Here is a 23,838-nt window from a genome sequence, read left to right as displayed (position 1 = left end):
TATGCCCTCAAGCGCGTTGCATTCGATCCCGAAGACGATGCACGATTTTGGGGACATGCATTAACCGCGGAATGCCCACAAAACGTGACGTAAGAAAGGTTTGATCATGGCAGGATTGGGACAAGGCGATGTCGCCCCGGAGTTCGAACTTCCTCGTGATGGCGGCGGTTCGATCTCGCTCGCTGAGCTGCGCGGAAAGCCGATAGTTCTGTTCTTCTACCCGAAGGACGATACGAAAGCCTGCACCGAGGAGGCTATTTCCTTCTCGGCTCTGGCGAAGGAATTCCAGGAAGCCGGGATTGCGCTCGTCGGCATGTCGCCCGATTCGGCCAAGAGCCACGATCGTTTCACAAAAAAACACGGCCTCACGGTCGCCCTTGGCGCGGACGAGGACAAGGCCGCGGCAAACGCCTACGGTGTCTGGGTCGAGAAGAGCATGTACGGCCGTAAATACATGGGGGTCGAGCGGACCACCTTCCTGATCGACCGGCAGGGCGTGATCAGCCGCGTCTGGGAAAAGGTCAAAGTCCCCGGCCACGCCGACGAGGTTCTGGCCGCCGCAAAGACGCTTTGAGCAGATACGGCAAGACCATGACGCGACTTCCGCAATTCCATAGCCTGCGCGGGGCGGCCGTCGAAGCGATCCGTGCCGCCGATCTTGCCGTCAAGACAGAGGTCGCGCAGGAGGCGGCGCGGCGCTGGCAGGCGCGAACGCTGTCCTTGCGCTCGCCTTTGGACCGCACCGTGCCCGAGCGGCCCGGCCGGCCGGCCAAGCCCGTTCTGACGCCACCGACGCAGGTCAAGCGGCGCTCGCTCGGCTCGCTGAAAGGGCGGATCGCTCTGCTGCACGCTATCGCCCACATCGAACTGAACGCCGTAGATCTGGCCCTCGACATCGTCGCACGCTTTGCATCCGAGCCGGTGCCGAATTCCTTCTTTGACGGTTGGATGCAGGTTGCCTTCGAAGAGGCCAAGCATTTTCGCATGGTACGGCAAAGGCTGAACGACCTCGGCGCCGACTATGGCGATCTTCCCGCCCATGACGGCCTCTGGCAGGCGGCGCACGACACGCGCAACGACCTGACCGCCCGCCTGGCCGTGGTTCCGCTGATTCTCGAGGCCCGTGGACTTGATGTGACTCCGGCATTGCGCGCAAAGATGCGGGAGACCGGCGACGATGAGAGCGCTGCCGTCCTCGACGTCATCTACGAGGACGAGAAGGGCCACGTCGCGGTCGGAGCGAAATGGTTCCGCTTTCTCTGCGCCCGGCAGAAGAAGGACCCCGCCGCAACCTTTCAAACGCTCGTGCGGGCGAATTTCCGCGGACCGCTGAAGCCTCCGTTCAACGACATTGCCCGGGCGGAGGCGGGATTGACCCCCTCCTTCTACCGATCGATGACCGCCTCCACCAACATCTGAGAAAACGCCTCGCACACACGCTTTATTAACCCTAACAAAGTGTAATTGCCGTCGAGCAACGCGAACTACAGCGCAGCGCGCCTCCGGACGCGCAAACTGGGGCGCATCGGCGGGGGTGGTGTGGTGTCTGTTGGTTCGGTAAACGCCTTCGGGAAGCGCAGGCAAAGTCACGTCCTGATCCTGGCGAGCGGCGACAGGGTCCGGCACATGACGGTCCGCCCATGGATGGCGACCCTGGCCATCTGTTTCGTCGGCATGTTCGGCACAGGATATCTTGCCGCAACCACATATCTGGTGCTTCGCGACGACCTGATCGGCGGAACGATCGCACGGCAGGCGCGGATGCAGCATGAATACGAGGACCGGATCACTGCACTGCGAGCGCAGGTGGACCGTGTCACGAGCCGGCAATTGCTGGATCAGCAGGTTGTCGAACAGAAGGTCGAGAAACTTCTGCAGCGGCAGCTGGCACTGACCTCGAGAAGCGGCCGGTTCGGCGCACTCCCGGAAGACGGTGCGGACTTGAATCATACCGGGCAGCAAGACACTTTTCCTGCGACGGAACCGCTGGCCTATGACGGGCGCGAAGAAGCTCGGGGCGGCGTCAAGGCCATCGAGACGATCATGGGCATCGCCGGCAAGGATGACGACCGGCCTCCCCGCCCCGCCGTACTCGGCTATGCACCCGTCTCCTCCGGGAATGTGGGTGGCGAAAGCGCTTCCGACCGGGCCGACCGTATGTTTTCCAACGTCACGCTTTCGCTCAAGGGCGTGGAGCGCGAACAGATGGCGCATCTCCGGCAGATGACGGACAGCGCGCTAAGGACGTCCGCGACAATCAGGGCGATCGTGGAAGATACCGGCTTCACGCTCCCGGAAGCCGGGGAAGCGCTCGACGCGGATACGGCCGCGGAAGCCGGAATCGGCGGTCCCTTCGTCGAACCGCAGGATGGAGACGTATTCGATCGGTTCCTGGTCGGTCTCGACAGCGCTCTCCTGGAGCTTGAGCAGACCCGTGACGCAGCAAAAAGACTTCCTCTCGCCAGCCCGGCGCCGGCAGCCGATGTCTCCAGCGGCTTCGGAAATCGGCTGGATCCATTTCTCGGCCGTCCGGCGCTGCACGCCGGAACGGACTTTCGCGCACCGACCGGCACGCGAGTCCGCGCGACCGCGGGTGGCACCGTCACGGCCGCGGGTCCTGCGGGCGGCTATGGAAACATGATCGAGATCGATCACGGCAACGGCGTCTCGACCCGCTATGCACATCTGTCCGCCATCCTGGTCAATGTCGGCGATGTGGTGAAGGCAGACGCGGTCATTGCCAAGTCGGGAAGCACCGGACGGTCGACGGGCCCGCATCTTCATTACGAGGTTCGCCTGAACGGGCACGCCGTCGATCCGGCGCGCTTCCTGAGGGCCGGAACGGAGCTCGCCGGCTATCTCGATTGACAATGGGCCTGCGGGCAGCTACCTCTCCCGCGCCTGACGCGAAAAGCATGAGAATCGGGCGGATTCAACTTCCAGTGTTTCAACGTGCTGGATTTCTTGACTTTCGGCGCCTTTGGTCGTATGAGCGCCGCCACATGCTGCTGCATTTTCCAACGATCGATCAGAGTTCATCAGAACCGGAACGGAAACAGTTTCCCCTTTGACCAATTTCGCTGACCTTGGCCTGAGCCAGAAAGTTCTCTCCGCAGTTACCGATGCGGGCTACACGATACCGACACCGATCCAGGTTGGTGCCATCCCGCCGGCGCTTCAGCGCCGCGACATTCTCGGCATCGCCCAGACCGGAACCGGCAAGACCGCATCCTTCGTGTTGCCGATGCTGACCCTTCTGGAAAAGGGACGCGCACGCGCACGCATGCCGCGTACGCTGATCCTCGAGCCGACGCGCGAACTCGCTGCGCAGGTTGCCGAGAACTTCGACAAATACGGCAAGAATCATAAGCTCAACATCGCGCTTCTGATCGGTGGCGTTTCCTTCGACGAGCAGGACCGCAAGCTCGAGCGCGGCGCCGATGTGCTGATCTGCACGCCCGGCCGCCTGCTCGACCATTGCGAGCGCGGCAAGCTCCTGATGACGGGGGTCGAGATCCTCGTCATCGACGAGGCCGACCGCATGCTCGACATGGGCTTCATTCCCGACATCGAGCGCATCGCGAAGCTCATTCCCTTCACGCGGCAGACCTTGTTCTTCTCCGCGACGATGCCGCCCGAAATCCAGAAGCTTGCGGATCGCTTCCTGCAGAATCCGGAGCGGCTCGAGGTGGCACGCCGGTCCTCGACGGCCATAACCGTTACGCAGCGTTTCGTAGCCGCACACGGCAAGGATTACGAGAAGCGTGCCGTGCTTCGTGAACTCATTCGGTCCCAGGAGGACCTGAAGAACGCGATCATCTTCTGCAATCGCAAGAAGGATGTCGCCGAGCTCTTCCGCTCGCTCGATCGCCATGGCTTTTCGGTCGGCGCGCTGCACGGCGACATGGATCAGCGTTCACGCATGGCCATGCTTGCCAACTTCAAGGACGGCAACATCAAGCTGCTGGTCGCCTCCGACGTCGCGGCGCGAGGACTCGACATTCCCGACGTCAGCCATGTCTTCAATTTCGACGTGCCGATCCACGCTGAAGACTATGTCCACCGCATCGGCCGAACCGGCCGTGCTGGGCGTTCCGGCGCCGCTTTCACGATCGTCACAAAGCGCGAGACGAAGTTTTCCGATGCCATCGAGAAGCTGATCGGCCAGAAGGTCGAATGGTTCAACGGCGACCTTTCGGAGCTTCCCGAGCCGATGGAGAGCCACGACAGCCGTCGCGACCGCGGCAGCGACGGGCGCAAGGACCGGAAGAGGGAGCGTCCCGGCAAGGTTCACGCCGATCGCAAACCTGTCACAGCCTCAGGCAATAATACAGAAGAACTCGAAACAGTCCCGGAAAGGGTCGACGCGGTGAAGATCGAACGCAATGCCGACAGCAAGGATCGTCATAACGGCCGCAGCGACCGTCCCGGCCGCGCGCAAAATGCAGCCAATGACGACAATCGCGACCGTCGCCAGCGCAACCGCCGCGATCATGACGACGGCCCGACGCCGGTTGGTTTCGGCGACGACATTCCGGCCTTCATGCTGATCGTCGGCAAGGCCTGATTCTTCGCTCATGGCACTGCCCGGTATCGATTTCCCCGGTCTCGGCTGCGGTCTGGCAATCCTGCGGGATGGAAAGATCCTCCTTTGCCGACGCCTGAAGGCGCCGGAAGCCGGCCACTGGAGCATCGTCGGCGGCAAAGTCGATCATATGGAGCGTGCACAGGATGCAGCGCGGCGCGAGGCCGAGGAGGAAAGCGGCCTTTCCATCCACTCGACCCGCTTTCTGTGCGTCAGCGAGCAGATGATCGAAGCCGATCGGCAACATTGGATATCGCTGATCTATGCGACGGAGAATTTTTCCGGCGAGCCGCGTCTCACCGAGCCGGACAAGCTCTCCGACATCCGCTGGTTCGACCTGACCGCCCTGCCCCAGCCTCTATCCCGCTTTGCGGCAGATGCGGTGCGGGCGCTCGCCTGAAACCCGGGACGATCATCTCTACTTTTTGGACCTGAGCGCGGCCTCGTAGGCAAGTCCAACCCAGCGCGCCATTTCATCCGGATCGTCCCAGGCCGGCTCAGGGATGCTCCAATAGGGCATTTTCACCGGCTTGCCCTTGCCTTCATAGGCCCACTGCCGGGCGCCTGCTTCCTCGAGCGCCGGCGCCGATTCGGCATCCCCCTTCAGAAGAATTTCGCCGTTCACTTCCAACGCAAGAATGATGCCGTCGAAATAGATGCCCTTGCCGCCGAACATGCGGCGAATCTTGATCGGGCCGAGTGTTTCGAAGATCTCCTCGATTGCCGCATTGTCCATCGCTCAATCCCTCAGTAGCCCGCCGGCAGCCACTATCGCCTCCGGCGTGTCGAGATCAAGACGCGCCGCAGCACCGAGTTCGACGTCGATCACCGGCAAGCCGCAGCGCTCGACAATGTGCCTCGCCCCGACGTCGCCGACGAGCTGCCGGACGGCATGGAAAGTTTCCTTCGGCAGAATGACCGGATTGCCGCGCTGACCGCCGGCGACGGCGCGCACCACAGCACGGCCGGATTCGGTTTCGAAGGCAGCGATCAACTTTGCCAGGTGTGCCGAAGTAATGCCCGGCATGTCGGCAAGCATGACGAGCATCCCGCCGGCGCCGGCATCCAGGGCGGAGAGACCGGCAATCAGCGAAGAGGCCATCCCGCTCCGGTAGTCGGGGTTCGAGACGAATGTGGTCTGCAGCCCCGCGAGTGCGGCCCGGATCTCCGCTTCCCGGTGGCCGGTTACCACGATCACTCTGCCCGGAGCCGCCGCGATGGCGGTCTCCACCGACCGGCGCACGAGCGGCATGCCTCCGAACTCCGCGAGCAGCTTGTGACGGCCATCCGGCCCCATCCGGCTCGCCTGGCCGGCTGCGAGCACCACGATCCCGACGGGACCCGGCCGCTTGCCGGCGCTCCCTTCCCGCGGCTGCGGACGCGTCGGGATTTCCTTGAGCAACCCGCCGACGCCGAGCCCGGTAATGTCGGCTTTGCTCGGCCACTCGCCCGCGATCAACCGGTCGAGAATCCAATCGAAACCGTTTTCCCTCGGGCTTCGTGCACATCCGGGAGCACCGAGGACCGGGATTTCCCCTAATCGTCCGAGGACGAGCAGGTTGCCCGGATCGACCGGCATTCCGACGTGCTCTACGACGCCGCCCGCGCGCCGGATGGCGGCAGGGATCACATCGTCCGGATCGGCCACGGCCGAAGCGCCGAAGACGATGATCAGGTCGTGCGAATCGGCAGCGTCCGAGATCGCGGCGGCGACCGCTTCGGTAGTATGAGCCACGCGTTGCTCGCTATCGAGGCGGCTGCCCGATTGCAGGAGCCTTGCGGTGAGGACGGCGCGCGTCTTGTCCATAACCTGGCTCTTCAACGAAGGCAGCTCAGTCGCCACCAGGGCCGCGCGCCGCGGCGTGAACGGCTTGACCTCGAAGGCCCGATCCGCCCGAAGCAGTGCCTGCGCTCGCTCCACGAGCGCTTGCGGCACGGCAAGAGGGATGATCTTGATCGTCGCCACCATGTCGCCGGCGTCGACGGCAACATGATCGGCAAGGCAGGCGAGCGTGATCGCCGGATCTATACGGTTCAGCCGATCGATGACGGCGCGATTGGCAACGAAAAGGCCGGCAGCGGTAGCATAGACGTTGACCCGGCCGGTCGTGGCCCGCGAGAACCGCAGGTGATCCGGAGCGATTGCCGCAGCTATGCGCGCTGCGGCTTCGTCCTCCGGCAGGTCGTCCGGCTCGAGCCGCGCGACAATGACCTCCGTGACATCCGCTTCGGCAAGCGCCGCGACATCGTCGGCGCTCAGGCGATGCCCCTTTGACAGCTTCATCGTGCCGATCTTTACCGAATGGCCCAGGAGAGCGCCTTCGGCCTCGGCAAGCGGTACGGGCCCGAACCTCACTTGGCGCCCTCCGCCGGCAGGTTCACGTCGCGACGCCGCAGGGCCCCGATGATCTCTGCCAACACGGCAACCGCAATCTCCGCCGGGCTCGCGGCACCTATATCGAGGCCGATGGGGGCCTTGATACGCGTGATCGCCTCCCCCGGCACTCCTTGCGTCTGCAGGCGTTCGGTCCGAGCCGCATGGGTCTTGCGACTGCCAAGCGCGCCGACATAGAAGCATCCCGCCTCCAGTGCCGCGCTGATCGGATAGTCATCGATCTTCGGATCGTGCGTGAGGGCGGCGAGTGCCGTATAGCGATCGAGCGGTCGAGCGGGCAGAACGTCTTCCGGCCAGTCGGCAATAAGCTCGACGCCATGGAAACGCTCGGCCGTTGCAAAGGCGGTGCGCGGGTCGATGACCGCCATGTCGAAACCTGCGACCGGCGCCAGACGCGCCAATGCCTGCGAAATGTGAACCGCTCCGATCGCGACGATACGAGGGGGCGGCAGATGAACGTTGAAGAAAAGCGCTCTTTCCTCGAGGTTCAGAAGGCGGGGCCGGCCCGAGTGCAGCACTTCGGAGACGGGCGCGGCCCATTCAGGGGGAATGCGATCGCCTTCGACAAAAGCCTGACTGCTGCCGTCCGAAAGATCGCTGACGACGACGGCGGCGCGGCGTGACGCGCGGGCGTCATTGAGTATCTGCAGTGTGCTCAGTTCCATCGTTCAGCCGTCAATTCGTTCGACATAGACGCGGATCCGGCCACCGCAGGAAAGCCCGACGCGCCACGCAGTCTCGTCGGCGACGCCGAATTCGAGAACCCGCGGGGTACCGGACGCAATCACGTCGGCAGCCTCCGCGATGACCGCGCCCTCGACGCAGCCGCCGGAAACGGAGCCTTGGAAGTTACCTTCCCCGTCGATCACCAGGTGGCTTCCGACGGAGCGTGGCGCCGAGCCCCAGGTTTCGATCACGGTCGCAAGGGCCACGGAACGACCTTGCTCATGCCAGGTCTGGGCGACAGCCAAAGGATCGAGGATGTTCGGCTCGTTCTGCATGCTGCAACTCCGAAAACTGCACTCAGGCAATGATCCTGCATCGGATCAAGTCACTTCACTGTGACGCATTCGCCGGCGCACGGTCAACGGCAAGCCGTCCATGGTTCAGGAAACGCCGCGGATCGGCATCGCGCGCTCCGCGGCCGGACAGCGATTTCACCAGATCGGCGACGGATTCGAGATTGTGGATCGGGCGGAACTCGTCGACATGCGGAAGCATGGCCCTGACTCCTCGGGCGCGCGCCTCGAAACCGTCGAAACGCAGCAACGGGTTGAGCCAGACGAGACGCCGGCAGGAACGATGCAGACGATCGATCTCGGTCTCCAGTTCGGCCGTATCGTCGCGCTCGAGCCCATCGGTCATTAAGAGGACGACGGCCCCCTGCCCGAGCACCCGCCGCGACCAGCGGCGGTTGAAATCGTGCAGCGTCTCTCCGATACGCGTGCCGCCCGACCAGTCCTTGACCGCCGCGATGCAGTCGTCCAGCGCCTCGTCCGGGTCACGGTTGCGCATCTGCCTCGTGACATTCGTCAACCGCGTCCCGAAAAGGAAAGTATGGGCGCGATGGCGCTGTTCGGTCAGCGCGTGCAGAAAGTGCAGGAAGATCCGGGTATACTTGCTCATCGATCCGGAAATGTCCGCAAGCACGACCAATGGCGGATGGACGAGCCGCGGCTCGCGAAAGCGCGGCAGGATGAAGTCCCCGCCAAACCGCATGGCATCGCGCATGGTGGAGCGCGGATCGATCCGCACCGGGCGATGGGACCGTCGATAGCGGCGCGTTCGTACCCGGTCGAGCGGCAGCAGGATCGCGGACAATGCCTTTCTTGCCTCGGCGATCTCCGCGGCCGTCATCTGGCCGAAATCCGCCTTGCGGAAGAGTTCCCGGCCCGAGACGGTGTAGCGTGCATCGACCTCCACCTCCGGCGCTTCGCTCGGCTGCTGCGCGCCGTCCCGGCCGGCAAGAAGCGCATCACGAACGCGTTCTTCGCCGGCGCGCCGACGCCGATCCTCCCCGGAGCGGGGCATGGCAATGGGCGACATGAGCGCGATCATCTTGTTCACCAGATCCGGCGAACGCCAGAAGAGCCGGAACGCCTCGTCGAATACGGCCTGGTCTTCATGACGCTTGACGAAGATGCATTGGAGCGCTGCGTAGAATTCGCCACGGGAGCCGATGCCGATCAGCTTTACGGCACCGATGGCATCGGCGATGGCGGCCGGACCGATCCGCAGTCCAGCCCGCCTCAGGGCACGGGCGAAGAAGACGATGTTGTCGGCAAGCCTTCCTTCATCCGAATGGGATCCGCCGGTCATCCTGCTCAGTCCTGCGCCAGCAATTCGGCTTTCACCTCGGCAAGCAGGCGGCGGCCTTCGGCACCTTCGATCCGGGCGATGTCGTCCTGATATTTGAGAAGCGTACCGAGCGTGTCGGCCACCGTTTCGGGATCGAGCGCCAGCGCGTCGAGCTCGGTGAGCGCCGTGGCCCAGTCGATCGTTTCCGCGACGCCGGGATTCTTGAAGAGGTCGAGCGCCCTCAACCTCTGAACATAGGCAACGATCTCGCGTGAAAGCGCCGCGTTGCAGCCCGGAACCTTGCGGCGGATGATCTCCAGTTCCTGCGCCGCCTTGGGATAGTCGACCCAGTGATAGAGACAGCGCCTCTTCAAGGCATCGTGGATTTCGCGGGTCCGGTTGGTGGTGATGATGACGATCGGCGGCTCGTCGGCCTTGATCGTCCCGAGTTCGGGGATTGTGACCTGGAAATCGGAAAGCACCTCCAGGAGAAAGGCTTCGAAGGCTTCGTCGGTGCGGTCGAGCTCGTCGATCAGGAACACCGGCGCCCTCCCGGCAGTCGTCGATATCGCCTGCAGCACCGGCCGTCTTATGAGGAACCGCTCGGAGAAGATGTCGCTTTCCACTCTCTGGCGGTCGACGGTGCCCGCCGCTTCCGACAGGCGGATTTCCAGCATTTGAGCCGGATAGTTCCATTCATAGACGGCCGAGGCGACATCAAGACCCTCGTAGCACTGAAGCCGGATAAGGGGGCGGTCGAGGGCGCGCGCCAGTACCTTGGCGATCTCGGTCTTGCCGACCCCGGCCTCGCCTTCGAGGAATAGCGGGCGCTTCATCCTGAGGGCCAGGAAGAGAACGGTCGCAAGCGCGGTTCCGGCGAGATAATCCTGCGCCTCCAGCATCGCCCTCGTCTCATCGATGGACTGGGGCAGCTTTCCTGTCACCTGTCTCGCCATGCTTCCTCCCGCGTGGACGAAAACCTATAGCGTGTGATATCCGCGGTCCACATAAATGAGCGGTGGCTGCTTCGGGCCGAGCTGTACGTCCACGACTTCGCCGATAAGGATGAGATGTGTGGCCACTTCCTTGACTTCGATCAGGCGGCAATCGAAGGCAGCGATCGCCTCGACGAGGATGGGCGCACCGGTCGTGCGCTGCGTCCATCGGCCGAGGGCAAAGCGCCGTTCCATGTCGAGCTGGTCGCGGCCCGAAAAGGCGTGAGCCAGGGCGTGATGCTGGGCGCCAAGCAGGTTGAGCGCGAAGCTGCCGCCACGCGAAAAGATGTCGTTGCGCCGGTTGGCTGCGTTGAGGCAAGCGAGCACGGTCGGCGGATCGTCGGATACCGAGCAGGACGCGGTGATCGTCACGCCGCGCCGCTCCTTGCCATCGGCCGCCGTGATCAGCTGCACATGCGACGACATGCGGCTCATCGCATCACGGTAGGTTATCGGGTCCAGCCGGGTCTTCTCCAACACATCTCGCTCCGGAACGATATCTCGCACATACATAGACTCTCGCGGAAAATATGAAACCCGGCGGCGCGAGAATCTTGCGGATCAGCGGCGCTTGCAATCGATGCGGCGACAAAGCCTCGTTATGCCTCGATCTTTTCCTTTGACGGGCGCGGCCACATCCTTAAAACATGGCGGTCGATAGCGGGAAAAAACATGCCTAAATCACTCGTCACCAGCCTCTTCGTCGCTGCGCTTGCGCTGACCGGTCCTGCTTTCGCTGCCGACGTGAAGGTCGCGGTCGTGGCTCCAGAGGAAGGGGCTTTCGCCTCTCTCGGAAGGCAGATTTCTGCCGGGGCAGCATTCCAGGCCGGCGACCGCGGAAGCCAGGTGATCCCGATCAACGAAAACTGCGATCCTGCCGGCGGCGAGGCGCTGACGAAAGCCCTGCTTGCAAGCGGCGCGGAAGTGGCAATCGGTTTTCTGTGCACCGAGAGCCTTGAAGCCGCACTGCCGGCGCTCGCCGAAGCCGGCATTCCGGCGATCACCGTCAGCGTCCGTTCCGACATCCTCATGGAGGACGCACTCAAGAAAGAGTGGCCGTTCTATCGCCTGGCCCCAAGCGGCAAGGCCGAAGCGGCGGCGATCACCGATGCCATCGTCGCGAACTGGAAAGGCCGGCCGCTCGCTCTGATCGACGACGGGACGATCCACAGCCGCGAGCTTGTCGAGAGCGTGCGCAACGGGTTGGCCGAGATCGGCATAACACCGGTTTTCACCGACACCTACCGCCCCTCGCAGGAGCAGCAGGTGAGCCTCGTGCGGCGGCTGGCGAAGAGCGGCGCAACGCATGTCTTCACCGGAGGCGACCGCAACGATACGGCGGTCATCGCGCGTGACGCGAAAGCGGAAAACGTGCCGATAACCCTTTTTGGCGGCGACACGCTGAACGCTGCCGATCTCGACGTCCCGCTTGAGAACGGCGTCCTTGCCATGACGATCCCCGACCCCGCACGATCGTCGGAGGCTGCGGCGGTGGCAAAGGCCATGCGCGCCGCCAAGATCGAGCCCGAGGGATATGTTCTCCCCGCCTTTGCCGCAGTGTCGCTCCTCGAGCAGGCGAAGGACCAGGCGGCAAAAGACGGCAGCTCGCTTGCCGACGCCCTGACGAAAGGACCCTATCCCACAGTGCTCGGCCCGATCGGATTCAATAGTGCGCACGAGCTGGCCGAAACCCCTTACAGGCTGATGCGATGGCAGGACGGGCGTTTCGTCGATGCAGCCGCTACGGGCAGTACGGAATGATGCGGAAAGGGGCCAGAAATCTCATCACGGACGTGCCCGGATTGCTGGTCGGCAATGCCGAGGATGTCAGGCTGAAATCCGGGGTTACGGCCGTGCTCTGCGATCCGCCGGCGACGGCCGCCGTCCAGGTTCTGGGCGGCGCTCCCGGCACGCGCGAGACCGATCTGCTCGCTCCCCACAATACGGTCCAGGCGGTCGACGCGATCGTGCTCTCCGGTGGCTCGGCCTTCGGCCTCGATGCCGCGTCGGGCGTCCAGGCCGCGCTGCGCGAGATGGGGCGCGGGTTCGCCGTCGGCCCGCACCGTGTGCCGATCGTGCCCGCGGCGATCCTCTTCGATCTGGCAAATGGCGGCGACAAGGATTGGGGACGCTACGCTCCGTATCGCGATCTCGGCTACCAAGCGGCGCGTGCGGTATCGGCGGATTTCGGGACCGGCAGCGCCGGCGCAGGCACGGGCGCGCTTACTGCGACCTTCAAGGGCGGTCTCGGCTCCGCGTCGACGGTGCTGTCCAACGGGATCACCGTCGGCGCGCTCGTGGCAGTGAATGCCATCGGCTCGGCGACCGTCGGCGACACACGTCATTTCTGGGCAGCACCCTTCGAGATGGACGACGAGTTCGGCGGGCTGGGCCAGCCCACGCCCTGGCCGCAGGACGCCGCTACCCCTCGCTTCAAGTTTCGGGAGCGGCAAGCGTCGGCGACGAACACGACCATCGCGGTCATCGCCACCGATGCGCTGCTCACCAAGGCGGAGGCTAAGCGTCTGGCGATCGCGGCCCATGACGGCTTTTCGCGTGCCCTGTGGCCCTCTCATACGCCGCTTGACGGCGATCTGGTCTTTGCGCTTTCGACGGGCACGAGCGGAAAGACGCCACTGCTTCAGGATTTCATCGATCTCAGCGCCGCGGCAGCCGCCACAATGGCCCGTGCGATCGCGCGCGGCGTATACGACGCACGAGACGCCGGAGACGATCTGATACCTGCCTGGTCCTCACGCTCCTGATCTTCGCGCCGGTTGTTCGGGAGGCCCGAGAATGCTATGGCGCGGGAAAGAGCCGGAGCACGATGATGACCCACCCCATTCGCATTGCCCCGTCGATCCTGGCGGCCGACTTCTCCAAACTCGGCCAGGAGGTTCGCGACGTCGCCGAGGCCGGCGCCGACTGGATCCATCTCGATGTCATGGACGGACATTTCGTACCGAACATCACCTTCGGACCCGACGTGATCAAGTCGCTGCGCCCGCACACCCGGGCGACCTTCGACTGCCACCTGATGATCGCGCCGGCCGATCCCTTCCTCGAAGCCTTTGCGAAGGCCGGATGCGACATCATAACCGTCCATGCCGAAGCAGGCCCGCATCTGCACCGGTCGCTGCAGACGGTGAAGTCGCTCGGAAAAAAAGCCGGCGTCTCGATCAATCCGGCGACGCCGGAAAGCGCAATCGAATATGTCCTCGACACCGTCGATCTCGTTCTCGTGATGACGGTCAATCCCGGCTTCGGCGGCCAGAAGTTCATCGGCGCGACTGAGGAGAAGATCCGGCGGATCAAGGCAATGATCGGCAGCCGCCCGATCGAGATCGAGGTGGATGGCGGTATCGCGCCCGATACGGCCGGCGTCGCGGCGAAAGCGGGCGCCAATGTGCTGGTAGCCGGCTCCGCCATCTTCAAGGGCGACTCCGTCGATGCGTATCGCAGCGCCATCGAAGTGCTCCGCACGCAGGCGCAAAAGGCACGCGGATGACGGCGCGGGCAGCGACTGCGGGCATCATTCTGGCGCTGCTTGCCGCATCGGGTGCGGCGGCCGGCGACTACGCCGCCTTCCAACCGATCGGCTTTTCGTCGGACGGCGATGTCTTCGCCTTCGAGGAATACGGTATCCAGGACGGCTCCGGCTTTCCCTATTCGACGATCTACGTTCTCGACACGAATACCGACGCCTTCCTGCCCGGCGCTCCCGTGCGCGCCGTTGCGGAGGAGGACGGAGCCGATCTGCACAGGGCGCGCGGTGAAGCCCACAGGCGCTCTGCGCCGCTCATCGATGCCTATCGTCTCCACGACACGCCGGGAGTGCTCGCTGCATATAATCCCGTGACCGAGCTCGATGCAGAGCCGCGCACACTGACCTATTCCTCATTTCCCGCCGATGCATCCTTCCGCAAGACCTATGCGCTGAAGCTCGAAGAGAAGGTCTTCGAACCGGAAGGGATCTGCGAGGGCTTTCTGAAAGAGGTCAAAGGCTTCCGTCTGACGATGACCGAAAAGGCCGGGAAGCCCGCATCGGACATACTCGAAGACGATCAGCGCATCCCGCTGAGCCGCCGCTGCCCGACAGGCTACCGCATCGGCGGCGTCGTGACCCATGTCAAGGCCGACGGCTCCGAGGTCCATGCAGTGATGATCCTGGTCGAGTCGCTCGGCTTCGAGGGCACGACCGACGGCCGCTGGATCGCGGTACCGGTGCGGATTCCCGGTTGATGGAGGGGAAGGCCGCGGTCCGGGCAAAGGTGCTCATCGCAGACCCGGACCGGCCGAAGCGCTACCGTCTCGCGCTTTCGGTTCCGAGCTTGCGGGAAGCGATCCTGGGCGCGCTCTGCTGGGGCTTCGCGATGGCTCTCTCGGCGTGGCTTGCACTTTGGTTCCGCGAAAATGACGCCACGTTCCACCTGAAAAGCATTCTCGGGCTTTACGCATGGGGCGGCATCGTCGCATGGCCGCTTTCGCTGTTTGCCGCCCGCTGCTTGTCGCAGAACCGACCGGCCGAGACACGGTTTTCGGCCTTTTTCCTGTGCCTCGCCGCAGGCACGATCGGAACGACGGCATTCCTGTTCGCGCTCGACTACCGCACTTTCTATGCGCAGTGGCATGCGATGACCGGAACACGCACCTGGCTGTTCCAGTTCGCGTTCACGTCGCTTGCCGCCTTCTACCAGTTTCTGGTCCTCGGCGTTCGCCTTTACCTACCCCTCGGTGCAGTCGCGCTCGTAGCAACGAGTCTGCTGCTCGCGCGATCGGACGCGCGGCAACGGCGTTGAGCTTCACCGCCATCTTTGATAGAGGCACAGCCATCCTCCACTCTCGACGAAAGCTTGAAGCCCATGATCTCCCGTTACTCCCGGCCGGAAATGGTGGCCATCTGGTCGCCGGAAACCAAGTTCCGCATCTGGTTCGAGATCGAGGCGCATGCCTGCGACGCCTTGGCCGAGATCGGCGTGATCCCCAAGGAAGCTGCAAAGACCATATGGGAAAAGGGCGGCGCGGCAACCTTCGACGTCGCCCGCATCGATGAGATCGAAGCCGTCACCAAGCACGATGTCATCGCCTTCCTCACCCATCTTGCGGAATTCGTCGGCCCCGACAGCCGCTTCATCCATCAGGGCATGACCTCTTCCGACGTGCTGGACACCTGCTTCAACATTCAGCTCGTCCGCGCCACCGATCTCCTGCTTGCCGATCTCGATAAGCTGCTCGAAGCGCTGAAGCGGCGTGCCTTCGAGCACAAGGACACGGTGACCATCGGTCGTTCGCACGGCATCCACGCCGAGCCGACGACCTTCGGCGTCAAGCTCGCGCTCGCCTATGCGGAGTTCGACCGCTGCAAGCAACGCCTTCTCGCTGCCCGCGAGGAGATTGCGACCTGTGCCATTTCCGGAGCGGTCGGCACCTTCGCCAACATCGATCCGCGCGTCGAGGAACACGTGGCAAAGGCGCTCGGCCTCAAGCCTGAACCCGTCTCGACCCAGGTGATCCCGCGCGATCGCCACGCGATGTATTTCGCCACACTCGGCGTCGTCGCCTCCTCGATCGAGCGCCTTGCGACCGAGATCCGGCATTTGCAGCGCACCGAGGTACTCGAGGCGGAGGAATATTTCTCTCCGGGCCAGAAGGGCTCTTCCGCCATGCCGCACAAGCGCAACCCGGTGCTGACGGAGAACCTGACCGGCCTCTCCCGAATGGTCCGCGCCTTCGTCGTTCCGGCCATGGAAAACGTGGCGCTGTGGCACGAACGCGATATCTCGCACTCGTCGGTCGAGCGGATGATCGGTCCGGATGCGACGGTTACGCTCGATTTCGCGCTCGCCCGCCTGACCGGCGTCATCGACAAGCTTCTCGTCTACCCGGACAACATGCTGAAGAATATGAACAAGTTCCGCGGGCTTGTTCATTCGCAGCGTGTCCTTCTCGCCCTCACCCAGGCCGGTGTATCGCGCGAAGACGCCTACCGCCTCGTACAGCGCAATGCCATGAAGGTCTGGGAACAGGGCAAGGACTTCCTCGAAGAACTGCTCGCCGACACGGAAGTACGTGCGGCTCTTTCCGAAGAGGACATTCGGGAGAAATTCGACCTCGGCTACCATACCAAGCATGTCGACACGATCTTCCGGCGGGTTTTCGGTTCCGTCTAGCTACTGCATGTTTCCTTTAATCGTATCCGGTTAAAGGACAAAAACATGCAGCAGATCAAAGTGCTACAGCGACCTTTGCGCGTCTGATAAGACGCGCGGCGCTGTAGAACAGAAACCGCCTATCCCGGGTTGGCGCGCGTCCTTCCATGGCCCGCATTTGACGTCCTTCGCTCAAATGCGGGCCAAGTCTTTAGCGTTCCTTTAGGTGCTCCATGTGAAGATTGCAGCTGTCTCAATCAGGTTTCGAGGAAACCATGGTTTACAAGGACAGTGTTCAGCGTGCCTCTTCGCGCGAAGAGACCAAGATAACCGGAACCGTCACCTGCAAGACGGGTTCGACCAACGGGATTGTGGTGGATCTTTCCGACGAAGGCATCTGCTTCAGGCTGCTCTTCGATATCGGCGCCCGGACCGGCCAGGAAGTGACGATCCGGAGCGAGGAGCTCGGCTTTCTCTCCGGCATGGTGCGCTGGGCTCGCGGCGACAGGATCGGCATCAAGCTGAACCTGTCCTCGAACACGGCGGCCCAGATCTCGTCCTATTACAAGTTCTTTCGCTGACCTTGAGTGAAGGACCGGATCGAGGCACGGGGCGTTGAGGGCTGCTGCCGTCCAACGCCCCGCTCGAGAGACGCTATCGCGCCGCCCCGACAGGTTCCACCAGCTTGCGATAGAGATGCCACGTCGCGTGGCCGAAGATCGGCATGATGACGGCAAGACCGACGAAGATCGGGATGGAGCCGATCACCAGTCCGGCTGCGATGATCAAACCCCACAGGGCCACCGGCACCGGGTTGGCGAGCGTCGCTCTGACGGAGGTTTCCATCGCCGTCAGCGCACCGACGTCGCGATCGAGCAGCAGCGGGAAGGTCACGACGCTGATCGACAGCACGACGACGGCAAAGACGAATCCGACGAGATTGCCGACGAGGATCAGGTTCCACCCCTGCTCGGTGGTCGTCACACTGGTCCAGAACTCCGAGATAGAAGCCGGAGGCGTCGGACCGAACATGGTTATATAAAGACCCTGGGCGACGAGCAGCCAGACGACGAAGATCACGAAGAGGACAGCGGCAACCGCGAGGATCGACGGGATTGCCGGATGGCGATGCAGCCGCATTGCATGCGGCCATCGCGCGTCCATGCCGAGTTCGCGACGCCTGCTGACCTCGTAGAGGGCGATGGCAGCAACAGGCCCGATGAGGGCAAAGCCGGAAGCGAGCGGATAGAGCAGCGGCAGCATGTTCGCTCCCGCACTCCACGTCATCAGCACGACGCCGGCGATTGGATATATGAGGCACAGAAAAACATAATGCGACGGCTTTTCCCGGAAGTCATCCAGCCCGAGACGCAACGCGTCGAACACATCCGCAATGCCAATCTTTCGTATGCCGGGATGCGTGACGGTCGGATCTGCCCCCGACAGAACATGGAAGGTTGTCATGGCTCACACTCCTCAACGAACCAGAGCAGCCACGGACCCGCGACAGCGGTAAAAGATGGGCCGCTGTCGAACCGCGGCTGTGAGTGCGATTATACAGAAAATGCGGCCTCTGTCGCCTCCGCCTTGACTTCGGCCTTTTTCGACTTCAAATCGCGACGATCATGAAGGTTTCCGAAACGCACATCCTCATCGTTCCCGGCTACACCAACTCGGGCCCGAACCATTGGCAGACCCGATGGGAGCGCAAACTGTCGACCGCGCGCCGCGTCGAGCAGGCAGAATGGTCGAAGCCAGTGCGGGAGGATTGGGTGGCGCGCATGATCGAGGAGGTCAACGCCGCTGAGAAGCCTGTCGTCATCGTCGCGCATTCGCTCGGCGTTGCCACGGCGATCCACGCACTGCCTCACTGCACGCGGCAGATTGCCGGCGCATTCCTGGTTGCTCCGCCGGACGTCGCCAATCCGAAGATCCGGCCGAAACACCTGATGACCTTCGGCCCCTATCCGCGCGATCCCCTGCCCTTCCCGTCGGTCATGGTGGCCAGCCGCAACGATTCCTTCGGCTCCTACGAGCACGCCGGCGACATCGCCAACGCCTGGGGATCGCTGCTCGTCGATGCCGGCGACGCCGGCCACATCAACACGGAGTCCGGCCACGGCCCCTGGCCGGAAGGCTCGATGGTCTTCGCCCAGTTCCTGAGCCGCCTGCGGGCGTAAGGCACGTCCGTGTTGGACACCGGAACTCACACCTGGCCGAGACCCGCTGCCGCGACGCGCAGGCATTCCAGAAAAGTTTTCTGAAGCCTGCTCGGCAACCAGTTCTCCCGAACGGTGATACCGATGGTTCGCGTCCGGAGCCGGCTGCGCACCTCGTCGGCGACCGGAACGCAGCCAAGAAGGTTTTCTCTTTCCTCGATGGCGATCTGGCGGCGAGAGAGCATCGACAGCCGGTCGCTTTCCAGAATGATGGCACGCGTGAGAACGAGCGAGCTCGTCTCGATGCTCGCCCTTGGCGCATCCCGGCAACCAGCAAAGAGCGCGTCGAATGCGGCCCGGATAGGTGTGCCGGGCCGCTGGGCGACCCATTGCTGGGCGGCGAGCTGGTCAAGCGATGCGCCCTTGCCGTCGCTGTTGAGAAGCGGGTGCCCGGATCGTCCGACGACCGCATAGGGGTCCTCGAAAAGGGGCTCCGCCCGCAGCCCCTCGAGGTCGCTGCCCGAACGCAGCGCTCCGATCAGAATGTCGCTCGCGCCGGTGCGCAACTGCTGCGACAGAGCCTCGTAAGAGCCATCCATGACTTCCACCCGAGCATTCGGGTGAGCCGCCATAAGCGGGTTGACGGCGCGCGCAAGCAACAGGGTGCGCGCAAGCGGAAGACTTGCAATCTTGATCCGCCCCTCCATGCGCCCCTCGTTTTCACGGATTTCATCCAGAGCCTGCTCCAGTTCGGTGAGAGCGACCTGCCAGCGGATCGCAAGGCGGCGGCCTAGCGCATTCGGCGCCACGCCGGCCGGACTGCGCATAAGGATGGCCCTGCCGATATTGGTCTGCAGGTCGTGCAAGGCCCGGTGCAGCGCTGCCGGCGAGCCGCCGCCGCTGCGCGCGGCCTCGGTAATCGAACCGCTGCCGGAAAGGGCGATCAGCGCCTCGATCTGCCGAAAGCCGATCCGGGCGAGACATTTGGCGACCAGCGTCGGGTCTCGCTGCGAACTCACGCCGAAGAGTTCGGCCAGCGCCGAGGCGATCTGGTTCTCCATGCGGCGAAGCCGCATCAAGAGAACCTCGCCGGCCGCCGTCGGCTGACTGCCGGCAGCATAGCGTGACAGGAGTTTCGCGCCGAAGCGGCGCTCGATACCCGCCAGCGCAACCGAGACGGAGGGTTGTGAAATGTGCAGCTCGGCGGCCGCCCGGTTGAGGCTGCCCGTCTCGCAGACCTGCATGAAGACCCGCAGATGCCGGAGGTTGATATCCATTGCGATCATCTCTGCTCCAGAGGCAGATTCGAAAAAAACTATAGCTCTGCTCGGCTTTCGTATTAGCACCCGGATCCTGTTGGGTGCCAGTGTCCACTCCGAAGAATGAAGGAGCATGGATATGCATCAAAAGACCGGACTCGTCGTCAGCGCCCATTCGGCCGACTTCGTCTGGAGGGCTGGCGGCGCGATCGCGGCCCACGCAAGACAGGGTTATGCAGTCACCGTCGTTTGCCTGTCCTTCGGCGAGCGCGGCGAGTCGGCGAAGCTCTGGAAGAAGTCGGGAATGACCCTGGAGACCGTGAAGGCGGACCGTCGGCGCGAGGCGGAGAACGCCGCGAAGGCGCTCGGCGTTCACGATATCCTGTTCTACGATCTTGGCGATTATCCCATGCAGGTGACGCCGGAAGCTTTCGATCGGCTGGTGGAGCTCTACCGCGAAATACGCCCGGAGTTCATGCTGACGCACTCGCGGCAGGACCCGTACAACTTCGATCATCCGATGGCGACCGAATTCGCCCAGCATGCGCGTGTCATAGCCCAGGCGCATGGGCACAAGCCCGGCACGCCCGTACTCGGCGCCCCGCCGGTTTATCTCTTCGAGCCGCACCAGCCGGAACAATGCAACTGGAAGCCAAACTTCCTGCTCGACATCACCGACGTCTGGGAGAAGAAACTGGCCGCGATCAAGTGCATGGAGGGACAAGAGCATCTCTGGGAATATTATACCCGTGTCGCCCTCCAGCGAGGCGTCCAGGCCTCGCGCAATTCCGACTACAAGATCACCTATGGAGAGGCCTACGAGGCCGTCTTCCCGCATGTCACCGGTACCCTCGGCCATGGAGCGCTGGCATGAGCGTGGTTCACCGGAATATTGAGCGCACCGATAGAAGCCTTGCCGACGCCCTGGCGGAGTGCGGCGTTGCGACCGTGCACGAGGCGATGGGCCGTACCGGCCTGATGCAGTCCTATATGCGGCCCGTCTGGCGCGGGGCGCGCGTGGCGGGTACGGCGGTAACGGTCTCGATACCGCCTGCCGACAACTGGATGATCCATGTGGCGGTCGAGCAATGCCGCGAAGGCGACATTCTCGTTGTCGCACCGACCTCACTTTGCGACGCCGGCTATTTCGGCGAATTGCTTGCGACCTCCCTCATGGTGCGTGGCGTGCGCGGACTGATCATCGAGGCCGGGGTACGGGACGTCAGCGAATTGGAGGAAATCGGCTTTCCCGTCTGGTCGCGGTTCGTCTCGGCACAGGGAACGGTGAAGGCGACGCTTGGTTCGGTCAACGTGCCGATCGTCTGCGCAGGCGCCACCGTGGCACCCGGCGATGTCGTCATCGCCGACGACGACGGGGTCATGGTCGTGCCGAAAGCGCAGGCTGAACAAGCAGTGGCGGCCTCGCGCGCGCGGCTTGAGAAGGAGCGCAAGACGCGTGAGCGGCTGGCCGCCGGCGAACTGGGACTGGACATCTACGACATGCGCGGCGCACTCGCCGCCAAAGGACTGAAATATATCGATTGAGCGGGAGATGGCGCAGGAGCCATTTCTGCAGGGAGGACGAATGACCACGATTGCATTCATCGGCTTCGGCGAGGCAGCGCAGTCCATCGCCGGCGGGCTTGGCGGCCGGAACGCCGCGCGGCTCGCCGCTTACGATTTGCGCTTCAACGACCCGGCTGCTTCCGGCGCCCTGCGGGCACGAGCGTCGGAACTCGGAGTCGAACCGCTCGACGACGTGGCCGGCATTGCTTGCGCGGATGTCGTGCTGTCGCTCGTCGTGGGTGCCGCGACGAAGGCCGTCGCCGCCTCGGCAGCGCCGCATCTTTCCGACGAGGCAGTCTTCATCGACCTCAACTCCGTCGGGCCCGACACCAAGGCACTCGCAGCCGGCGCCATCGCGACCGGGAAGGGCAGCTTCGTGGAAGGCGCCGTCATGGCGCGTGTGCCACCCTATGCGGAGAAGGTTCCGATCCTCGTCGCGGGCAGGCGCGCCGTCGAGGTGGCGGAGCGCCTAAACGCGCTCGGCATGAACCTCGAAGCGGTCGGTGAGACCCCGGGCCAAGCTTCGTCGCTGAAGATGATCCGTTCGGTGATGATCAAAGGCGTCGAGGCCCTGCTGATCGAAGCTCTGTCCTCGGCGGAACGGGCCGGCGTTACCGAGCGCATTCTCGATTCGGTCCAAGAGACCTTTCCCGGTCTCGACTGGCGTAACGTCGCCGACTATTACCTTTCCCGAACCTTCGAGCACGGCGCCCGTCGCGTGACAGAGATGACCGAAGCGGCCGAAACGATCGAATCCTTCGGCTTGAATGCCCCCATGTCGCGGGCTGCCTGCGAGACGATCGCTGCCGCCCATGCGGCGATGAAGGATCAGGGGCTCTCCGTGAATGACGGCTATCGCGGTTTCGTGCCGGTGCTCGCACGCCGCTTGGCGAGGGACAGTTGAGATGGACGGTATCTTACAGTCGCTCGGCGTCATCTTCAGCCTTTCCGGAGTTGCCGTACTCGTCACCGGGGCCCTGCTCGGGATCGTCATCGGCGCCCTGCCCGGGCTTGGTCCGTCGATCGGATTGAGCCTGCTCATCCCGTTCACCTACAATCTCGGCCCCGAGCTCAGCATGCTGCTGATGATCTCGCTCTATACCTCCGCCGAATATGGTGGCTCGATAAGCGCGATCCTCCTGTCGACGCCGGGCACGGCCGCCGCTGCGGCGACCGCGATCGACGGCTATTCCATGGCTCGACAGGGCAAGGCGAACGAGGCGATCTCGATCTCACTGACGGCCTCCACCGTCGGCGGGGTTCTCGGCGGGCTCGCGCTGCTGCTGCTGGCCATGCCGCTCGCCTCGCTGGCGTTGAAGTTCGGCCCGGCCGGATATTTCGCCGTCGGCGTATTCGGCCTGAGCTCGGTCGCGGCACTGTCCGGCGGTTCGCTGGTGAAGGGTCTTGCCTGTGCGGCCTTCGGTCTTGCGCTCGCGACGGTGGGCATAGATCCGATCGCCGGCACGCCGCGCTTCACCTTCGGACTTTTCCAGCTCTATGAGGGCGTACCGTTTCTGGCGGCACTCATCGGCCTCTTCGCCGTGTCGGAAGCGCTAGCGATGGTCGAGAGCCGCGTGGTGTCGGCGCCGTCCATCAAGGACAAGGTTGGCCACGTCTTCATGTCAGCGGCGCTGTGGAAGGAAACCTGGCGCTCCATGCTCTCCGGTTCGGTCATCGGCACGCTGCTCGGAATTCTTCCAGGCGTCGGCGGCAACATCGCCTGTTGGGTCGCCCGAGATTATGCCCGCGCCCGGGACCGTCATCCCGAAGAGTTCGGCAATGGCTCCGCAAACGGCATCGCGGCACCTGAAGCCGCCAACAACGCCACAGTCGGCGGCGCACTCGTGCCTCTCCTTGCGCTCGGTGTTCCCGGTTCCCCAACGACTGCAATCATGGTCGGCGCACTTATCATGCACGGTCTGCATCCCGGTCCGCAGCTCTTCAACGAGGCGCCATCGCTGGTCTATGCGATTCTTTTCGGTACGATCATCGCGTCGCTGGTGCAATATGCCGCCGGCTCTCTTTTCCTGCCGCTCATGGCCCGAGTGATGCGACTGCCCGATGCGGTGATCGCCGTCGGCATCATGGCCTTTGCCGTTCTCGGCGCCTTCGCCATCCGCAACCTGATGTTCGACGTTTATCTGATGCTCGGCTTCGGCGTCGTCGGCTATCTCATGAAGAAGCTCCGCTTCCCGGTCGCCCCCGTCATTCTGGCTATGGTGCTCGGCTATCTGGTGGAGTCGAACTACCGTACCGCGCTCGTGTCCTCGCAAGGCGACTACACGATCTTCGTCACCGATCCGATCAGCCTGATCTTCCTCATCCTGAGCCTCGTCAGCCTGCTGACGCCGCTTTGGCGGCGGATCCAGGCGCACCGCGCCAGTGCGCGGACCGAAGAAACGGCGGACGGCACCGTCCGTTGAAAAGCATCC

26 protein-coding genes are annotated in these 23,838 nt (G+C 63.6%); 17 read left to right on the top strand and 9 right to left on the bottom strand.

Translation table 11 applies throughout. The annotated features are described in order from the left end of the window. Positions 1-106: 106 nt before the first annotated feature. From M1D43_RS04390 to M1D43_RS04370, 5 genes are all read left to right on the top strand, one after another. Entirely contained in the window at positions 107-574 is a 468-nt protein-coding gene (locus M1D43_RS04390; protein WP_153314935.1) for a peroxiredoxin, read from the top strand. 17 nt (positions 575-591) lie between these two features. Further along, complete coding sequence (locus M1D43_RS04385) at positions 592-1,419, top strand: ferritin-like domain-containing protein (RefSeq protein ID WP_015007593.1); 828 nt, start codon at positions 592-594, stop codon at positions 1,417-1,419. Between the two features lie 45 nt (positions 1,420-1,464). Next, entirely contained in the window at positions 1,465-2,868 is a 1,404-nt protein-coding gene (locus M1D43_RS04380; protein WP_027990674.1) for a M23 family metallopeptidase, read from the top strand. Positions 2,869-3,067: 199 nt separating this feature from the next. Next, positions 3,068-4,567, top strand: coding sequence for a DEAD/DEAH box helicase (locus M1D43_RS04375; protein WP_010969437.1), 1,500 nt, complete (start codon positions 3,068-3,070; stop codon positions 4,565-4,567). Positions 4,568-4,577: 10 nt separating this feature from the next. Further along, complete coding sequence (locus tag M1D43_RS04370) at positions 4,578-4,985, top strand: NUDIX hydrolase (RefSeq protein WP_153314933.1); 408 nt, start codon at positions 4,578-4,580, stop codon at positions 4,983-4,985. Between the two features lie 18 nt (positions 4,986-5,003). Here the strand turns inward: M1D43_RS04370 and M1D43_RS04365 are convergent, their stop codons facing one another. Genes M1D43_RS04365 through M1D43_RS04335 form a run of 7 tightly spaced genes read right to left on the bottom strand, consistent with a single transcriptional unit; the run spans position 5,004 to position 10,786 of the window. Then, the gene (locus M1D43_RS04365; RefSeq protein WP_003531453.1) at positions 5,004-5,321 is read right to left on the bottom strand and encodes a TfoX/Sxy family protein; all 318 of its coding nucleotides are present in this window, start codon (positions 5,319-5,321) and stop codon (positions 5,004-5,006) included. Between the two features lie 3 nt (positions 5,322-5,324). Further along, complete coding sequence (locus M1D43_RS04360) at positions 5,325-6,941, bottom strand: NTP transferase domain-containing protein (RefSeq protein ID WP_318853867.1); 1,617 nt, start codon at positions 6,939-6,941, stop codon at positions 5,325-5,327. Then, positions 6,938-7,645, bottom strand: a complete 708-nt coding sequence (locus tag M1D43_RS04355) for an XdhC family protein (RefSeq protein ID WP_010969440.1) — start codon at positions 7,643-7,645, stop codon at positions 6,938-6,940. Before M1D43_RS04355 ends, M1D43_RS04360 begins: the two co-directional genes overlap by 4 nt. A gap of 3 nt (positions 7,646-7,648) precedes the next feature. Then, positions 7,649-7,981, bottom strand: a complete 333-nt coding sequence (locus M1D43_RS04350) for an XdhC family protein (protein WP_153314931.1) — start codon at positions 7,979-7,981, stop codon at positions 7,649-7,651. Positions 7,982-8,036: 55 nt separating this feature from the next. Beyond that, positions 8,037-9,299 carry a vWA domain-containing protein gene (locus M1D43_RS04345; RefSeq protein WP_153314928.1) on the bottom strand — a complete coding sequence of 421 codons (1,263 nt, stop codon included), beginning with the start codon at positions 9,297-9,299 and terminating at the stop codon, positions 8,037-8,039. Positions 9,300-9,304: 5 nt separating this feature from the next. Next, positions 9,305-10,234, bottom strand: coding sequence for an AAA family ATPase (locus tag M1D43_RS04340; protein WP_003531441.1), 930 nt, complete (start codon positions 10,232-10,234; stop codon positions 9,305-9,307). Between the two features lie 24 nt (positions 10,235-10,258). Further along, positions 10,259-10,786 (bottom strand): flavin reductase family protein, encoded by a 528-nt coding sequence (locus tag M1D43_RS04335; RefSeq protein WP_003531440.1) that lies wholly within the window; start codon positions 10,784-10,786, stop codon positions 10,259-10,261. A gap of 159 nt (positions 10,787-10,945) precedes the next feature. Between M1D43_RS04335 and M1D43_RS04330 the strand changes: the two genes are divergently transcribed. The 7 genes from M1D43_RS04330 (at position 10,946) to M1D43_RS04300 (ending at position 17,003) form a co-directional block, all read left to right on the top strand. Beyond that, the gene (locus M1D43_RS04330) at positions 10,946-12,034 is read left to right on the top strand and encodes a branched-chain amino acid ABC transporter substrate-binding protein (RefSeq protein WP_153314926.1); all 1,089 of its coding nucleotides are present in this window, start codon (positions 10,946-10,948) and stop codon (positions 12,032-12,034) included. Further along, on the top strand, positions 12,031-13,038 hold the full coding sequence (locus M1D43_RS04325) for a P1 family peptidase (RefSeq protein WP_192923492.1): 1,008 nt from the start codon (positions 12,031-12,033) through the stop codon (positions 13,036-13,038). The genes M1D43_RS04330 and M1D43_RS04325 overlap by 4 nt, the downstream gene beginning before the upstream one ends. Before the next feature lie 62 nt (positions 13,039-13,100). Then, the gene (rpe, locus tag M1D43_RS04320; protein WP_027990667.1) at positions 13,101-13,781 is read left to right on the top strand and encodes a ribulose-phosphate 3-epimerase; all 681 of its coding nucleotides are present in this window, start codon (positions 13,101-13,103) and stop codon (positions 13,779-13,781) included. Beyond that, positions 13,778-14,515 (top strand): DUF2259 domain-containing protein, encoded by a 738-nt coding sequence (locus M1D43_RS04315; protein WP_127517156.1) that lies wholly within the window; start codon positions 13,778-13,780, stop codon positions 14,513-14,515. The genes rpe and M1D43_RS04315 overlap by 4 nt, the downstream gene beginning before the upstream one ends. Then, entirely contained in the window at positions 14,515-15,072 is a 558-nt protein-coding gene (locus M1D43_RS04310; protein ID WP_153314924.1) for a hypothetical protein, read from the top strand. The genes M1D43_RS04315 and M1D43_RS04310 overlap by 1 nt, the downstream gene beginning before the upstream one ends. Before the next feature lie 63 nt (positions 15,073-15,135). Next, positions 15,136-16,443 carry an adenylosuccinate lyase gene (gene purB, locus M1D43_RS04305; RefSeq protein ID WP_003531428.1) on the top strand — a complete coding sequence of 436 codons (1,308 nt, stop codon included), beginning with the start codon at positions 15,136-15,138 and terminating at the stop codon, positions 16,441-16,443. Positions 16,444-16,697: 254 nt separating this feature from the next. Further along, entirely contained in the window at positions 16,698-17,003 is a 306-nt protein-coding gene (locus M1D43_RS04300) for a PilZ domain-containing protein (protein WP_003531426.1), read from the top strand. A 73-nt stretch (positions 17,004-17,076) separates the two neighbouring features. Here the strand turns inward: M1D43_RS04300 and M1D43_RS04295 are convergent, their stop codons facing one another. Continuing rightward, positions 17,077-17,886, bottom strand: coding sequence for a DUF2189 domain-containing protein (locus M1D43_RS04295; RefSeq protein WP_003531425.1), 810 nt, complete (start codon positions 17,884-17,886; stop codon positions 17,077-17,079). Between the two features lie 161 nt (positions 17,887-18,047). Here M1D43_RS04295 and M1D43_RS04290 point away from each other — a divergent pair, with 161 nt between their 5' ends. Continuing rightward, on the top strand, positions 18,048-18,602 hold the full coding sequence (locus tag M1D43_RS04290) for an RBBP9/YdeN family alpha/beta hydrolase (protein ID WP_003531424.1): 555 nt from the start codon (positions 18,048-18,050) through the stop codon (positions 18,600-18,602). Positions 18,603-18,628: 26 nt separating this feature from the next. Here the strand turns inward: M1D43_RS04290 and M1D43_RS04285 are convergent, their stop codons facing one another. Next, on the bottom strand, positions 18,629-19,867 hold the full coding sequence (locus M1D43_RS04285) for a LysR substrate-binding domain-containing protein (RefSeq protein WP_498814108.1): 1,239 nt from the start codon (positions 19,865-19,867) through the stop codon (positions 18,629-18,631). A gap of 112 nt (positions 19,868-19,979) precedes the next feature. On the opposite strand from M1D43_RS04285, the gene M1D43_RS04280 reads away from it, so the two are divergent. Genes M1D43_RS04280 through M1D43_RS04265 form a run of 4 tightly spaced genes read left to right on the top strand, consistent with a single transcriptional unit; the run spans position 19,980 to position 23,829 of the window. Further along, positions 19,980-20,714 (top strand): PIG-L deacetylase family protein, encoded by a 735-nt coding sequence (locus M1D43_RS04280; RefSeq protein ID WP_027990662.1) that lies wholly within the window; start codon positions 19,980-19,982, stop codon positions 20,712-20,714. Next, positions 20,711-21,385: a 4-carboxy-4-hydroxy-2-oxoadipate aldolase/oxaloacetate decarboxylase gene (locus M1D43_RS04275; RefSeq protein ID WP_003531418.1), complete on the top strand. Its 675-nt coding sequence runs from the start codon at positions 20,711-20,713 to the stop codon at positions 21,383-21,385. Before M1D43_RS04280 ends, M1D43_RS04275 begins: the two co-directional genes overlap by 4 nt. Positions 21,386-21,425: 40 nt before the next feature. Then, entirely contained in the window at positions 21,426-22,310 is an 885-nt protein-coding gene (locus tag M1D43_RS04270; protein WP_153314922.1) for an NAD(P)-dependent oxidoreductase, read from the top strand. A gap of 1 nt (position 22,311) precedes the next feature. Then, positions 22,312-23,829 (top strand): tripartite tricarboxylate transporter permease, encoded by a 1,518-nt coding sequence (locus M1D43_RS04265; protein ID WP_153314920.1) that lies wholly within the window; start codon positions 22,312-22,314, stop codon positions 23,827-23,829. The last annotated feature ends 9 nt before the right edge of the window (positions 23,830-23,838 follow it).

This window comes from Ensifer sp. R1-3 (assembly GCF_056739175.1).
The sequence above is the reverse complement of the archived record's forward strand: the minus strand, read 5'-3'. Positions and strand labels throughout refer to the sequence as shown.

Excerpts from the sequence above, each read along its gene's own strand:
- M1D43_RS04390 (WP_153314935.1), top strand. The coding sequence starts at position 107 with ATGGCAGGATTGGGACAAGGCGATGTCGCCCCGGAGTTCGAACTTCCT.
- M1D43_RS04385 (WP_015007593.1), top strand. The coding sequence starts at position 592 with ATGACGCGACTTCCGCAATTCCATAGCCTGCGCGGGGCGGCCGTCGAA.
- M1D43_RS04370 (WP_153314933.1), top strand. The coding sequence starts at position 4,578 with ATGGCACTGCCCGGTATCGATTTCCCCGGTCTCGGCTGCGGTCTGGCA.
- M1D43_RS04365 (WP_003531453.1), bottom strand. The coding sequence starts at position 5,321 with ATGGACAATGCGGCAATCGAGGAGATCTTCGAAACACTCGGCCCGATC.
- M1D43_RS04355 (WP_010969440.1), bottom strand. The coding sequence starts at position 7,645 with ATGGAACTGAGCACACTGCAGATACTCAATGACGCCCGCGCGTCACGC.
- M1D43_RS04350 (WP_153314931.1), bottom strand. The coding sequence starts at position 7,981 with ATGCAGAACGAGCCGAACATCCTCGATCCTTTGGCTGTCGCCCAGACC.
- M1D43_RS04345 (WP_153314928.1), bottom strand. The coding sequence starts at position 9,299 with ATGACCGGCGGATCCCATTCGGATGAAGGAAGGCTTGCCGACAACATC.
- M1D43_RS04340 (WP_003531441.1), bottom strand. The coding sequence starts at position 10,234 with ATGGCGAGACAGGTGACAGGAAAGCTGCCCCAGTCCATCGATGAGACG.
- M1D43_RS04335 (WP_003531440.1), bottom strand. The coding sequence starts at position 10,786 with ATGTATGTGCGAGATATCGTTCCGGAGCGAGATGTGTTGGAGAAGACC.
- M1D43_RS04330 (WP_153314926.1), top strand. The coding sequence starts at position 10,946 with ATGCCTAAATCACTCGTCACCAGCCTCTTCGTCGCTGCGCTTGCGCTG.
- M1D43_RS04325 (WP_192923492.1), top strand. The coding sequence starts at position 12,031 with ATGATGCGGAAAGGGGCCAGAAATCTCATCACGGACGTGCCCGGATTG.
- rpe (WP_027990667.1), top strand. The coding sequence starts at position 13,101 with ATGATGACCCACCCCATTCGCATTGCCCCGTCGATCCTGGCGGCCGAC.
- M1D43_RS04315 (WP_127517156.1), top strand. The coding sequence starts at position 13,778 with ATGACGGCGCGGGCAGCGACTGCGGGCATCATTCTGGCGCTGCTTGCC.
- M1D43_RS04310 (WP_153314924.1), top strand. The coding sequence starts at position 14,515 with ATGGAGGGGAAGGCCGCGGTCCGGGCAAAGGTGCTCATCGCAGACCCG.
- purB (WP_003531428.1), top strand. The coding sequence starts at position 15,136 with ATGATCTCCCGTTACTCCCGGCCGGAAATGGTGGCCATCTGGTCGCCG.
- M1D43_RS04300 (WP_003531426.1), top strand. The coding sequence starts at position 16,698 with ATGGTTTACAAGGACAGTGTTCAGCGTGCCTCTTCGCGCGAAGAGACC.
- M1D43_RS04295 (WP_003531425.1), bottom strand. The coding sequence starts at position 17,886 with ATGACAACCTTCCATGTTCTGTCGGGGGCAGATCCGACCGTCACGCAT.
- M1D43_RS04290 (WP_003531424.1), top strand. The coding sequence starts at position 18,048 with ATGAAGGTTTCCGAAACGCACATCCTCATCGTTCCCGGCTACACCAAC.
- M1D43_RS04285 (WP_498814108.1), bottom strand. The coding sequence starts at position 19,867 with ATGATCGCAATGGATATCAACCTCCGGCATCTGCGGGTCTTCATGCAG.
- M1D43_RS04280 (WP_027990662.1), top strand. The coding sequence starts at position 19,980 with ATGCATCAAAAGACCGGACTCGTCGTCAGCGCCCATTCGGCCGACTTC.
- M1D43_RS04275 (WP_003531418.1), top strand. The coding sequence starts at position 20,711 with ATGAGCGTGGTTCACCGGAATATTGAGCGCACCGATAGAAGCCTTGCC.
- M1D43_RS04270 (WP_153314922.1), top strand. The coding sequence starts at position 21,426 with ATGACCACGATTGCATTCATCGGCTTCGGCGAGGCAGCGCAGTCCATC.
- M1D43_RS04265 (WP_153314920.1), top strand. The coding sequence starts at position 22,312 with ATGGACGGTATCTTACAGTCGCTCGGCGTCATCTTCAGCCTTTCCGGA.